Origin of the sequence: Streptomyces sp. NBC_00237, from assembly GCF_026342435.1 — a bacterium.
Lineage (GTDB): Bacteria > Actinomycetota > Actinomycetes > Streptomycetales > Streptomycetaceae > Streptomyces.
The window spans coordinates 418767-432018 of record NZ_JAPEMT010000001.1 but is presented as its reverse complement, the minus strand read 5'-3'; the positions used below and the strand labels follow the sequence as shown (position 1 = coordinate 432018).

The window sequence follows — 13252 nt, the reverse complement described above, 5'->3', positions numbered from 1 at the left end:
CCGGCCGGGGCCGCACGCCGACCGGCCGGGGCCGCGCGTGAGGAGGGTCCGGCTAGTCGGCGCGTGAGGAGAAGTAGTAGTACGCGGAGACGCCGATGCCCGCGCCGACCGCCAGGCCCAGTGCCGCCGAGCTGAGGACGCTGCCGTCGCCCCGGCTGGCGAGGAAGCCCATCGCGATGCCCGTCAGTACGGCGAAGCCCAGCGCGCGGGCGCCCGGGGCGGCCCCGCGCAGGGCCTGCCAGACGGCGGCGAAGAGCGCGGTGAACAGGACGCCGCAGAGGACGCCCAGCCAGACGTTGCCCGCCAGGAGGTCGCCGCCACGGCGGTCGACCAGGCCGACGTAGAGGCCGTAGATCAGACCGAGGGTGGCGGACAGGACGCCGATGGCGCGGGGGGTGGCGGTGCTCCTGGTGGGGCCGTAGGCCGGGTTCCCTGCTCCGTTTCCCGTTCCGCCCCTCCCCGTTCCGCTGCGGCGCGCGGTCCGTACCGGTACTGCTGCGTGTGCTCCCATGACGGCTCCGTCCGTTCGGCGTTCCGGCCCCCGGGTTCGCCACACCAGGTCACACCCGGTTGGCGGGGGCGGCAAGTGGATCAAGGTGCCGCCACGTGTCACGGGGGTCACCGCCTCGGGTCACCACCACGGGGGTCACCGCCACGGCGGCGCTCCGCTCGCGGGGGCGGGCGGGCCCGGCTTGGGTGGGGGCATGCTGCTGCGCCGTTTCCTGCCCGCCGTCCTGCTCGCCCTCGTGGCGCTGCTCGTGCCCGTCGGCGCGGTCGCGGTGTGGGCGGACGCCGAGGTGGAGGACACCGGGCGGTACGTCGCGACCATGGCACCGCTGGCCGACGACGTGGACGTCCAGCAGGCCGTCGCGGCACGGGTGACCGAAGAGATCATGAAGCAGGTCGATCTGGGTCCCCTGCAGAACGGGGCGGAACGGCTCGTCGGCGAGGCGGCCCGGTCCTTCGCCGGTACCGAGCCGTACCGGAGGGCGTGGAACACCGTCACCCGGGTCACCCACGACGCCTTCCGCGACGCGCTGACCGCCGAGCGGGGCAGCGGGGACCGGGTACGGCTCGACCTCGCGCCCGTGACGGCCGAGCTGAAGAAGCAGTTGCGGGACGACGGGGTGCCGCTCGCGGGGCGGATCCCGGTGGTTCACACCGATCTGACGCTGGTCGAGACGGATCAGCTGGATGCCTGGAGGTCGGTGTACGGGTTCCTGGAGGGGGCGGCGCGGTGGGTGCCGGTGGCGGTCGGAGTGCTGGTGGTGGGAGCGGTGGCCGTGGCCGTGCGGGGGAGGCGGCTGCTGACGGTGGCGCTGGCCGGGGGCGCGTGCGTGGTGGGTGCGCTCCTGCTGGCCCTCCTCCTGGCCGTGGCGCACAACCTGACGCTGTCGCACCTGCCCGAGGACGTCAGCCGGGCGGCGGGCGAGGCCGTGTACGCGACGGTTACGGGGGGCCTGCGGGCGGCGGCGTGGTGGGTGGGGGCGGTGGGGCTCGGGGTCGCCGTGGTGGCGGGAGGTGCGTGGTGGTTCGCCGGGCGACGGGTGAATCCGCGCACCCCTTCGGACCACTCGGCTCGCGAGGAGGGGCGGGCGCACGCAGGGTGATCCGCATGAAGATCACCCGCGCCGCAGGCGCCGCAGTCCTGGCCTCCGTCCTCGCCCTGAGCGTCTCCGCGTGCGGTGACGACACGAAGTCGGCGGGAGACGTCGTGTCGAACGCCACCCAGAAGGCGGGGGAGGTGGCGGCCTCCGCGACGCAGAAGGCGGGCGACGTCGCCGCTTCCGCCACCGCGAAGGCCGGAGAGGTCGGCGAGAAGGCCAAGGAGGCGTACGCGTCGGCCTCCGCCTCGGCGGCTGCCAAGTTCAACGAGGTCAAGGACGGGGTCGACGCCAAGGACGAGGTGAAGGCGGGCGCCGTCAAGGCGGACGGCGACCGGAGCGCGGCGGAGGTGACGGCCACCAACAAGGAGGCCAAGACGCAGAGTTACGTGGTCCAGGTGAACTTCCGGGACGCCGGGGGGAACCTCCTCGACACGGTCGTCGTGAACGTCAAGGACGTGGCGGCGGGGAAGGACGGCACGGCGGTCGCCAAGAGCAACCGGACGCTGTCAGGAGAGGTCAAGGCGGAGATCGGCAAGGTGCTGCGGCACGGGTAGGCCCTGGGGGGCGCGGGGCTGTATCGATGTGCGGCTCCGCCGCGCGGGCGCGACCAGCCACGACGTGCCCGCGCGGAGCCGAGACAGCCGTGCGGCGAGCACTTCAGGTGAAGGGGCGGGGGGCTTGCCCCGCGCAGCGGCCTGCACTCCAGACACCCGCCGGGCCCCGTGGCGAGCCCCCCGTACCCTCCAGGGAAACCCCGCCCCGCCCCGGGAGACGCACCCCTTGGACACCCACGCCCAACCCGACGCCCAGCCCGACGCCCAGCCCGCGACGACCCCCCGCAAGCCCCGCCGCCTCGCCACCTGGACCTCCGTCCTCCTCCTCATCACCACCGCCCCCGTCCTCACCTCCCGCGCCCTCGGCATCGACGCCATCACCCCCGTCCCCCAACTCCTCGCGTTCCTCCCGTGGTTGCTCGCCCCGGCCCTCCTCGCCGCCGTCCTCGGCGCGCTCGCCCGGCGGCCCGTACTCATCGCCCTGGGCCTGGCCCTCGCCGCCGTCACCGCCTGGTTCCTCCGCCCGTACGGCGACCTGGCCGCCCCCACGGGCCCCGTCCTCGCCAAGCTCCGCGTGCTCACCTCCAACGTCGAGTTCGGCGGGGCGACCACCGCCCTCCTCGACGCCGTACGCCGCGAGAAGCCCGACCTGCTCTTCGTCCAGGAGTGCAACCAGGTCTGTTCCGACGCCCTCGCCCGCGAACTGCCGCCCGCCTCCTACCCGTACCGCGAGGTCGTCGAGGCGAGCGGCGCGGAGGGCTCCGCGATCCTCAGTACACATCCGCTGAAGCCCGCCCCCGGCCTCCCCTCCACCCTCGCCATGCCGGGCGCGGTCGCCGTCGTCAACGGCCGTGCCGTACGCCTCCGGCTCGCGCACCCGCTGCCGCCCGTGCCCGGCCTGGTCGACCGCTGGAAGCACGAGCTGGGGACGATCGAGAGGTACGTGGCAGAGGGCGGCGGCCCCACCCTCGTCGCCGGGGACTTCAACGCGTCCCAGGACCACGCCGCCTTCCGCCGCGTACTCGACGCGGGGAACGGGCTGCGGGACGCGGCAGCGCTGGCCGGGGCGTCCCGCACTCCGACCTGGCCCGCGAAGACGGCGAAGACGGCCGTGGCGCTGGGCGCGCAGATCGACCACGTACTGGTCAGCAAGGAGTTCGGCACGCGGAGCGCCCGTTTCGTCGACCTCCCCGGGACCGACCACCGCGCGCTCCTGGTGGAGCTGGAGCTCCATGGCGGGTGAGGCTCCCGGTCGCGCCCGCGTCGTACCTCCTCCAGGCTGTGAGGAGGCACGCAGCAGGTACGCACCCGACGAAGGAGCCGCCGCCATGAGCACCCCGGAGAACCCCGCCGACCCGGAGATCCTCGGCAGCATCGACCGCCTCGTCGCCGAGGAGCACGACCTCCGGCAGCGCGCCGCCTCGCAAGGGGGACACGTCGGCGGCCTCTCCGAGGCGGACCGCACCCGGCTCGCCGCCGTCGAGGTCCAGCTCGACCAGTGCTGGGACCTGCTGCGCCGCCGCCGTGCCCGCTCGGAGTTCGGCGAGAACCCGGGCGCGGAGAAGGTCCGCCCGGCGGGCGAGGTCGAGGGCTACCTCAACTGACGTCGAGGGCCAAGGGCCGACTCGACCGAAGTCAAGGGCCGCCTCAACCGACCGCAAGCCTCTGACCTGCACTTTCTCCTTTTGCCTAGCTCACGAAGTTGTCACGGTCCACGCACCTGGTTCTCACCCGATCACCCGTTCGTGGCACCATTTGCTGCGATCCGGGCGCAAGTGGCCCCGCCCGTACGGCAGCGAAGGGACCGGGTGCGCAGTGCGATCAGGAATACAGGCGGGCTCCGGCCCCCGAAGTACGGACAGCGGCACAGGCTCGGGAAACCGCGCCCGGCGCCGCCGCCTCGCCCGCACCACCGGCCTCGCCCTCACCCTCGCCGCCGCCCTCACCCTCACCTCCTGCGGCAGCCCCGACACCCCCACGGACTCCGGTTCCCCGACCGTCGCGCGGCCCCCCGTTCCCGCCCCCGAGGCACAGTGGGACGACTGTCCCGTCTCCGGCCAGGCCAAGCGCGAGTGCACCACGCTGCAAGTGCCGATCGACGCGGCGAAGCCCGGCGCGGGCAAGATCGACCTCGCCGTCTCCCGGCTGCCCGCCACCGACCGCAAGCGCCGCATCGGCGTCCTCGTGATGGACCCGGGCGCACTCGGGCACCAGGGCCTCTACACCGCGGCCGCCGCCCTCCCGCCGCAGCTCCGCGCCCTGTTCGACATCGTCGGCTTCGACCGGCGCGGTACGGGGAAGAGCGCGCCCGTGGACTGCGGGCGGGCCCCCGGGGCGGTCTCCTCCCTGGAGGCGGCCAAGAAACTGCCCGACGGCCCCGACGGCCCCGACGGCGTGGCCGCGAAGGCCGTCGCCGAGGCGTCCGAGCAGTACGTCGCCGACTGCCGTGCGAAGTACGGGGAGTTGGTGTCCCACCTCGGCACCGCCGACGTCACCGCCGACCTGGAGTCGATCCGCCTCGCCCTGCGCGAGGACAAGCTGAACCTCCTCTTCCGCTCGTACGGAACGCTGCTCGGCCAGGACTACCTGCGCGCCCACCCGGCCCGCGTCCGCTCCGCCGTGTTCGACGCGACCTACGACCCGGGCCGCACCGGCACCCAGCACGCCCTCGACGCCGTACGGAGTCCCGAGGAGACGGGCAACGTCCAGGACCTGTCGAAGGCCCTGCCGTACGGGCCCCGGCTCCGTACGTACACCGCCGGGTTCCGCAGCTGGTGCGCCGCGGCCGGTCCCGCGGAGTGCGCCATCTCGCCCGACCCGCAGAAGACCCTCGACGCGGTCGCCCTCAAGTCCCCCTACCTCCAGCACGCCGCGTACGCCGTGATGGCGAACCCGGACGACTGGCCGGGCTTCAGCCGTGCCGTCGACTCGGCGCTCGACGGTGAGAAGGGCGACCGGGACGACCCCGCCTACGAGGACCTGAAGGCGTACGCCGAGAAGGGCCTGCCCAAGGACGTCGTGGCCGCCGCGAAGAACACCCCGGCCCCGCTCGCCCTCACCCTCGCCAACCACTGCACCGACTTCTCCTGGCCGCGCGACACGTCCGGCCTGCTCACCGGGCTCACCGACGCGGCGCAGGACGCGAGGGCCGAGGGGAAGAAGTCCGCGGCGCCGGGTCTCGCCGCCACGTACGCCCCGTGCGCCCCGTGGCCGCAGAGCCCCGGCGGCACGCTGGGGCTGCTCACGACCAAGGACGTACCGGCCGCGAAGCTCGCCCCGAAGCCCCTGCTCGTCAGCACCGAGAAGGACCCGCGCACCCCTCTGGCGGGCGCCCAGTCCGTCGCCTCCCGCCTCCCCGCCGCCCTGCTCAAGGTCCGCGGCCGGGCCCACGGCAGCACCCTCCAGGGCAACGCCTGCGTCAACGGCCACGTCCTGGACACCCTGGTCACGGGCCTGCCCCCGAAGGGCGGCAGCTGCCCGGCGGTATGAGGACGGTCCGCTGTGAGGACGGTCCGGTGTGACGACGGCCCCGCCCGGGAGTCCCGGGCGGGGCCGTTCCGCACCTTCAGGTGCCTCAGATGCCTCAGAAGCCTTCAGATGCCTTGCTGTGTCTTACACGCCGATGTCGCGGCCGTCCTTGCGCCAGACCGAGACGACCGCCGGGCGGACGTACCTGCCGGGACCGTCCGGCCAGGCGGAGGAGGGCTTCTCGACGGAGGCGCCGTCGGTCTCGCCCGGGTGCTGGACGGCGACCAGTACGCGCTCGGACTGGATCAGCGGGCCGCAGGTCTCCGCGCCGACGGGGACGGTGAGGAACTGCTTGAGCTCGCCCCGGCGGGAGCCGGAGACCGCGACGCCGAACAGGCCGTCGTGGGAGCCCAGCTTGTTGCCGTCGGTGGAGATCCACAGGTTGCCGTGCGGGTCGAAGGCGACGTTGTCGGGGCAGGAGATCGGGGAGACCCGGTCCTTGGGGAACCCGGCGAAGTAGGTGGCGGGGTCGTTCGGGTCGCCCGCGACGAGGAAGAGGCCCCAGGCGAAGCGGGTGGCCGACGGGTCGTTGCGGTGCTCGGCGAGTTCGAGGATCTGGCCGTGCTTGTTGGCGTTACGGGGGTTGGCCTCGTCGGCGCCTGCCTTGCCCGCCTTGCCCCGGTCGGTGTTGTTGGTGAGGGCGACGTACACGCGACCGGTGCGCGGCGAGGGCTCGACGTCCTCGGGGCGGTCCATCTTCGTCGCGCCGACCTTGTCACCGGCGAGGCGGGTGAAGACGTACACCTCCTCGGCGGTCATGCCGGGGACGTGCGACGTGGTGCCGGTGGCCAGCGGGATCCAGGTGCCGCTGCCGTCGAACTCGCCGTCGTTCGGGAGCTTGCCCGAGCCGTCGATCTCCGTCGTCGGGGAGTCGCCGGTGAGCTTGGCGACGTACAGCGTGCCCTCGTCGAGGAGGGTGAGGTTGTGCTCGCGGGCCGCGCGCGAGTTGCCGCGCTTCATCCGCTTCGACGAGACGAACTTGTAGAAGTAGTCGAAGCGCTCGTCGTCACCCATGTAGACGACCGGGCGGCCGTCGTCGGTCAGGCGCGGCTGGGCTGCCTCGTGCTTGAAGCGGCCGAGTGCGGTGCGCTTGCGGGGGGTCGAGTCCGGGTCGTACGGGTCCAGCTCGACGACCCAGCCGTGGCGGTGGGACTCGTTGGGCTCCTGCTTGGCGTCGAAGCGCTTGTCGAAACGCTCCCACAGGCGCTCGGTGGCGCCGGAGCCGATGCCGTAGCGCTTGTCGGTGGGGCTGGAGCCGTTGGCGAAGTACTGGTTGAAGTTCTCCTCGCCGTGCAACGTGGTGCCCCACGGGGTGGTGCCGCCCGCGCAGTTGTTGAAGGTGCCGAGGACCTTGGTGCCGGTCGGGTCGACGGAGGTGCGCAGGAGCTTGCTTCCGGCGGCGGGACCGGTGAGGCGGAAGCGGGTGGTGCCGTGCAGGCGGCGGTTGAGGTGGTGGCGGGAGACGGCGGTCAGGCCGTTGCCGCGGCGCGTCTCCTCGACGACCACGACGCTCAGACCGTGCGCGGCGAGGGCGATGTCGAACTGCTCGCGGGTCGGGTTCTTGGCGTCGTACCCGCGGAACATCAGGATCTCGTCGGTGTACTCGTGGTTGGCGACCAGGACCTGACGGCCGCGCTCACCACGGAGCGGGAGCAGCGAGAGGAAGTCGTTGTTGTAGCCGAACTGTCCTGCCTGGGCCTTCGCGGTCTGGTTCTCCGGGTCGAAGGCGGGGGCGCCGCGCAGGATGGGGTCGCCCCAGCGGATCACGACGTTCTGGGTGTAGCCGTCGGGGACGGTCACCTTGTCGTCGGTGTTGGGGGCGACGGGGGTGAAGCGGAGGCCGCGGGCGGCCTTGCCCTTGCCGCCGTGGCCGCCGTGGCCCTTGCCGTTGGCGCCGACCGGGACGGGTGCGGCGACGGCCTCCGGGGCTCCGGCCGCCATCAGTGACGTACCGGCGGCGGTCGCGACCGTGACGACGGCCGCCGCACGCATCATCGAGCGCCGCGACAGGGCCCCCGCGATGACGTCTCCCACGTACTCGTTGTCGCTGGTGTTCGGTACTTCCTGGAAGCAGGCGTCACCGCAGCGGTAACGGCACGTCAGCGCGGAGCGTCCGCCCGCGTGCGGCGACGAGTTGAGCAGCGGCAGCAGGTTGCGCACGGGTCGGGTCTCCTCCGGAGTGCGGTCAGGGCGAACGCCTGACCGGATTGCTTTCGGCCGTGACACTAGGGGGCGCACGGGGCGCGGGAGGGGCCTGCGGGATGAACGAGGGGTGAAGTCCAGCCGACCGGCCGTCTCCGGGGCTCCGGGGGCCGTCGGGAGCTGGGGATGTCCTGGCGCGTGACGGCCCCCGGCCCCCGGACCGTCATGCCGTCCGGGGGCCGGGGCGGGCTCGCCTTCGGCCTCGTACGAGAGCACGTGAGGCCGGGCGCCGAGCGTGAGGGGCTATGCGTTGCGGGCCTCAGTGCGCCGCGCCCACCAGGTCCTGCTCGGCGGGGTCGTTATCGGCCACCGGGGCCTCGGCCGACTTCTTCGGGTCCCGCATCATCAGGAAGGCGACCACCGCTGCGGCGACCACGCCCACCGCGCTCAGCAGGAACGTCGTACCCACACCCGAGGTGAAGGCGTCCCGGGCCGTCTCGGCGAGGACCGAGTCGCCCGTCGTCGCCGCCAGCGTCAGGGCCTCGCTGATCGAGTGCTGGGCCGAGGCCGGGGCCGACTCCGGCATGGCCGCCGCGTAGCCGCTCGTCAGGATCGAGCCGAGGGCGGCGACGCCCAGCGCCGCACCGGCCTGCTGGATCGTGTCGTTCAGGGCCGAGCCGACACCGGCGTGCTCGGTGGGGATGGCGCCCATCAGGGCCGTGATCGCGGCGGGCATCGCCAGACCGGCGCCGGAACCCACCGCGACCATGGCGGCGGCGAGGAGGACGAAGCCGTCGCCCCGGTCGAGCGAGCCGAGGAGGACGAAGCCGCCCGCCAGGACCAGCATGCCGATCGCGGCCATCGCCCGGTTGCCGATCCTCTGGCCGAGCGTCGCGCCGAGGCCGTTGAAGACGAGGGCGGCGAGTGCCATCGGGATGAAGGAGGACCCGGCCTCGGTCGGCGAGTAGCCGAGGACGAACTGCACGTACTGGGTGACCACCAGGAGGAGACCGCCGTTGGCGACCTGGACCAGGGTGAGGGAGAGGCTGCCACCGGCGAAGTCGCGGTCCCGGAAGAGGCGCAGCGGGACCATCGGCTCGTCGATCTTCAGCTCCCAGGCGACGAAGGCGGCCAGGCCGAGGACGGCGACGACCAGGGAGATCACGGTCGGGGTGTGCGAGAGGCCGCCCTTGGGGAGCTCGTTGATCGTCCAGACCAGGGCGACCATGCCGATGACGGAGAGTACGGCGCCGATGGGGTCGGCCTTCTTCCAGGCGCCCTTCGACTCCGGCATCAGGAAGAGCGCGGCGAGGACGGCGACGGCGGCGACCGGCACGTTGATCAGGAAGACCGCGCCCCACGAGAAGTGGGTGACGAGCAGGCCGCCCAGCACCGGGCCGCCGATCAGACCGAGCATTGAGACAGAGCCCCACACCGCCATCGCCTTGCGCAGTTCGTCGGCCTGGAAGACGGTCATGAGGATGGAGAGGGTGCTCGGCATGATGAGCGCTCCGCCGATTCCCATCAGCGTGCGGGCGACGATGAGTTGGGCGGGGTCGCTCGCGAACGCCCCTCCCAGGGAGGCGAGTCCGAAGAGCGCCAGACCGATGATCATCACTTTCCGGCGGCCGAAGCGGTCGGAGAGGCTGCCCGAGGTGAGCAGCAGTCCGGCGAAGACCAGGATGTAACTCTCCAGCACCCACTGGATGTTCTGCGGTGTCGCGCCCAAGTCCTCGGTGAGCGCCGGGACTGCGACGGTCAGGGCCATGTTGTCGATGACCAGGACGAGCGTGGCCAGGCACAGCACCATCAGGATGATCCAGCGGCGCGGGTTCCGTGCGGCCGAACCCGCCTCTGCCGCTGCCGACTTGAGCGTTTCCATGACCAACCTCCGTTGTCCGACGCCCGGTTGAAGGGCTAGGCGTACGCCGTGCTCTCGATGCGCACACTGTACGCACAGCGCACGGTGTGCGCAATGGGGAAACGGCGTGCGCTACGGTGGACGTCAGAGGGAACCGCAGTGCGGCGAGGCGGTACGGCGAGGAAGAACGAAGGAAGGGATCCCGGCATGGCGACGACCGGCAAGCCTGACAAGGCAGGCAAGGCAGGCGAGGCAGGCAAGGCCGATAGGCCCGGCAAGTCCGCTCAGGCGCAGCCCGTCGCCTCCGTGTGGACGCGCCCGCGCCCCAAGCAGCGCGAGCAGCTCAGCCGGGAGCAGATCGTCGCGGAGGCGGTACTCCTGCTGGACGCCGACGGCATCGAGTCCTTGAGCATGCGAAAGCTCGGCACCCGTCTGGGCGCCGGCGCGACATCCCTCTACCGGCATGTCGCCAACAAGGACGAGCTCATCGAGCTGGTCGTGGACGAGATCTACGGAGAACTCGAAGTCCCGGCGGTGACCGGGGAGTTGGGCTGGCGCGAGGCCACGGTCCGCAGTGCGTACAGCGTGCGGGCGATGGCGATCCGCCACCCGTGGATGGCTTCGGTACTGGGTCAGGTGGGACTCGTCCACCTGGGGCCGAACGTGATGCGCATGACGGAGCGGCTGGCCGGTGTCATCGGGTCGGCGGGATTCGCCGCCGAAGAGACCGATCTGGCTCTGAGCGCGGTGTTCTCGTACGTCATCGGGTACGCGACCAGCGAGGCCGCGCAGTTGTCGTTGATCGCTCGCAGTGGCATGAGCGAGGCGGAGTGGATCGAGAGCCTCACCGACGCCTCGGTGCAGGCCACGGAGGTTCATCCGCGACTGCGGGAGGGGCTGGACAACTACCGGGGGAAGACGCCCGAGCAGGTCCGGGGGGAGAAGTTCGACTACGGACTCCAGCGCGTCCTGGACGGACTGGAGTTCAGACTCGGAACTGCCTCTGCCGGTGGTGCTTCCGCTTAGGGGTTTTCACCCGGGATACGGCTCCGGGGGTACTGCGGCACGGCGTGGTGGGTGCTGCGTGCTGCGTGGTGCGTGGTGGGTGCTGCGTGCTGCGTGCTGCGTGCTGCGTGCTGCGTGCTGCGTGCTGCGTGCTGCGTGCTGCGTGCTGCGTGCTGGGCAGGCTCTCCGGTACGCGGTCCGGCCGACGGGCCGGGGAACGTACCGGAAGTCACGCTGCGACGTGGGTCTTGGCGCCCTCGCCCCGCGTCGCCGCCTGCGCCGCCGCCTCGTCCGCGAGGCTCTTCGCCGTCAGGCCGCCCAGACCGTCCAGCGCGTCCAGTGCCGGTACCTTGCGGGCCGACGGGGAGCCGCCGTGCGCCTCCGCGCCGATCCGCTGCTTCATGGTGGGCGGCACGGAACGCGTCAGCGTGTCCGCCCTCCACCATGTCGCCGCCGGTGCTTCGGCGAGCCTCCCCGCTGGAACGGCGGTCCGCTCGACGGCAGCGGGGGCGACCGGCTGCGGGGCGTCGGAGGAACGGTCGGTGGGCGCGGCGGCAGCGGCGGCGGACGCCGGGGCGGCGAAGCCCAGCATCGCGAGGAGCGCGACAATCGCGCTGATCAGTGCGGTCCACATCGTCTTCATGGCACGGCTCCTTGAAGGTGCGTCAGTGCGGGTCCGGGCACGTCGAGTTGCGAGCCCGGGATGTCCGGTTTTCGTACTTTCCTTATGATGCGGATGACGCACAGGAACGGCTGGACCGCCACCCCGATTCGCAGTTCTTCGGACAAACGCCACTCGTGTGGAGCAATCAGGGACTAAGAAGCCTTGTGCGGGGGCCGTGGAATCGACTGCTCCGGCCGTTGCTCCAGTCGTGCAAAAGCGGCCGCTAACCTTACGTGTCACCCCTGGTCAGGGATCAATCCCTCCAGTACGGACATGACAAACAACGCACTCAACTCACTCGAAAGGCTCGCCCATGGGCATTCGGAGCTTGCTGCGCAAGGTGTTCGGCGGTCGGACGGAACAGGTCGACGAGCCTTCGGCGGCGACGTCGACGCCGTCGGTCCCGTCACAGGCCGAACGCACGCAGGGGGCCGTCGAAGCGCCCGACGCCAGGTCGAGTGCCAACTCGCCCTCCGGCGAGGGAAATTCGGGCTCCGCGACCCAGGAGCCCGCGTCCGCGCCGACCCCCGCTGAGCCCGCGCCGCGCTCGCCGTCCCTGGCGGCGGACCTGGTGGCGGAGGCTTTCGACAACCCGAAGCGGGTGACTCCGCCGAAGCAGGACCCGGCTCCCGCCGAGACTGCGACGGAGGCCGTGGCGGAGCCCGCGCTGCCGGAACCCGTACAGCCGGAGCCCGTACAGCCGGAATCCGTACGTCCCGAGGTCGCGCCCGAGGCCGAGCCCGTCCCGGAGGAGAAGCCCGCTGCGGAAGCCGTGACGGAGCCCGCGTCCCCCGTGTCCGAGGAGACCGCGCCCGAGGAGACCGCCCCGGCGGTCCCGGCCCAGTCCGCCCCGAAGGACGAGCCGAGCCCCGCGCCGACCTCGGCCGAGGGCCGCCTCCCCGCTCAGACGGACCGCGACACGGCCCCGGAAGCGCTCCTTGAGGAAGCGGACCTCTCCACCCCGAACGCCGTCCCGGAGCAGACCGCCCCGGAACCGGAACCGACCCCGGAGCCGGAGCCCTCCGCCGCCGCCGAACCCGAGCCGACCCCGGAGCCGAAGCCCGAGCCCGCCACCGAACCCGAGCCCGCCACCGAACCCGAGCCCACCCCCGCGCCCGCCGCTACCGCCGAGCCCGAGCCCCAGCCCGACGCCCCGGCCCCCCTCCCCACCCCCGCCCACATCAAGAAGCTCGCCCCCAAGCTCGCCGCGCCCCACCGCGCCGCAGGTGCCGCGCTCAGGAAGGCCGAGGTCCCCGGGACCGCCCGCGCCCGGGTGTACCTGGTCCTCGACCGCTCCGGCTCCATGCGTCCGTACTACAAGGACGGCAGCGCCCAGAAGCTCGGTCAGCAGACCCTCGCCCTCGCCGCGCACCTCCACGAGGACCCCACCGTCCCCGTCGTCTTCTTCTCGACCGACATCGACGGCACCGGCGAGCTGACCCTCGCCGACGTCGACGGCAAGGTCGACGCCCTGCACGCCGGGCTCGGTCACATGGGCCGCACCAGCTACCACCGCGCCGTCGAGGAGATCGTCGACCACTACGAGAAGCACGCCGCCGACTACGAAGGCCCCGCCCTCGTGATCTTCCAGACCGACGGCGCCCCCGAGGCCAAGGGGGCGGCCACCGCGGCCCTCGCCGAAGCGGCCCGCCTCCCCCTCTTCTGGCAGTTCGTCGCGTTCGGCGACACCGACGCCAAGGGCTTCGACTACCTCCGCAAGCTGGACGTCGACAACGCCGCGTTCTTCCACGCGGGCCCCGCCCCCGCCGACCTCACCGACGCCGCCCTGTTCAAGGGCCTGCTGGCCGGTTCGGCGGAGTGGCTCAAGGGCTGACCGCAGCGGACGGCACGGCCCCCGGGCGCCCTCACCTCTATGCAGGTGAGGGCGCCC

Annotated in this window: 11 protein-coding genes; 7 read left to right on the top strand and 4 right to left on the bottom strand. The window is 72.4% G+C overall.

The window, feature by feature from the left end:
* Positions 1 to 52: 52 nt before the first annotated feature.
* Entirely contained in the window at positions 53 to 511 is a 459-nt protein-coding gene (locus OG897_RS01710) for a hypothetical protein (protein ID WP_266652146.1), read from the bottom strand.
* Positions 512 to 704: 193 nt separating this feature from the next.
* Here OG897_RS01710 and OG897_RS01705 point away from each other — a divergent pair, with 193 nt between their 5' ends.
* The 5 genes from OG897_RS01705 (at position 705) to OG897_RS01685 (ending at position 5650) form a co-directional block, all read left to right on the top strand.
* Entirely contained in the window at positions 705 to 1610 is a 906-nt protein-coding gene (locus OG897_RS01705) for a hypothetical protein (RefSeq protein WP_266652144.1), read from the top strand.
* Between the two features lie 5 nt (positions 1611 to 1615).
* The gene (locus tag OG897_RS01700) at positions 1616 to 2161 is read left to right on the top strand and encodes a hypothetical protein (RefSeq protein WP_266652142.1); all 546 of its coding nucleotides are present in this window, start codon (positions 1616 to 1618) and stop codon (positions 2159 to 2161) included.
* A gap of 328 nt (positions 2162 to 2489) precedes the next feature.
* Positions 2490 to 3404 (top strand): endonuclease/exonuclease/phosphatase family protein, encoded by a 915-nt coding sequence (locus tag OG897_RS01695; protein ID WP_266656490.1) that lies wholly within the window; start codon positions 2490 to 2492, stop codon positions 3402 to 3404.
* Between the two features lie 85 nt (positions 3405 to 3489).
* Positions 3490 to 3765 (top strand): DUF2630 family protein, encoded by a 276-nt coding sequence (locus tag OG897_RS01690; RefSeq protein ID WP_266652140.1) that lies wholly within the window; start codon positions 3490 to 3492, stop codon positions 3763 to 3765.
* A 211-nt stretch (positions 3766 to 3976) separates the two neighbouring features.
* Complete coding sequence (locus OG897_RS01685; RefSeq protein WP_266652138.1) at positions 3977 to 5650, top strand: alpha/beta fold hydrolase; 1674 nt, start codon at positions 3977 to 3979, stop codon at positions 5648 to 5650.
* Between the two features lie 123 nt (positions 5651 to 5773).
* Here the strand turns inward: OG897_RS01685 and OG897_RS01680 are convergent, their stop codons facing one another.
* Together OG897_RS01680 and OG897_RS01675 are read right to left on the bottom strand one after the other, a co-directional pair.
* Positions 5774 to 7849, bottom strand: a complete 2076-nt coding sequence (locus OG897_RS01680) for a PhoX family phosphatase (RefSeq protein ID WP_266652136.1) — start codon at positions 7847 to 7849, stop codon at positions 5774 to 5776.
* 301 nt (positions 7850 to 8150) lie between these two features.
* Positions 8151 to 9713, bottom strand: coding sequence for an MFS transporter (locus OG897_RS01675; protein WP_266652134.1), 1563 nt, complete (start codon positions 9711 to 9713; stop codon positions 8151 to 8153).
* A 186-nt stretch (positions 9714 to 9899) separates the two neighbouring features.
* Between OG897_RS01675 and OG897_RS01670 the strand changes: the two genes are divergently transcribed.
* Positions 9900 to 10718 (top strand): TetR/AcrR family transcriptional regulator C-terminal domain-containing protein, encoded by an 819-nt coding sequence (locus tag OG897_RS01670; protein ID WP_266652132.1) that lies wholly within the window; start codon positions 9900 to 9902, stop codon positions 10716 to 10718.
* Positions 10719 to 10926: 208 nt separating this feature from the next.
* Here the strand turns inward: OG897_RS01670 and OG897_RS01665 are convergent, their stop codons facing one another.
* Positions 10927 to 11340, bottom strand: coding sequence for a DUF6344 domain-containing protein (locus tag OG897_RS01665; RefSeq protein ID WP_266652130.1), 414 nt, complete (start codon positions 11338 to 11340; stop codon positions 10927 to 10929).
* A gap of 334 nt (positions 11341 to 11674) precedes the next feature.
* On the opposite strand from OG897_RS01665, the gene OG897_RS01660 reads away from it, so the two are divergent.
* Positions 11675 to 13195 carry a VWA domain-containing protein gene (locus tag OG897_RS01660; protein ID WP_266652128.1) on the top strand — a complete coding sequence of 507 codons (1521 nt, stop codon included), beginning with the start codon at positions 11675 to 11677 and terminating at the stop codon, positions 13193 to 13195.
* Positions 13196 to 13252: the final 57 nt, after the last annotated feature.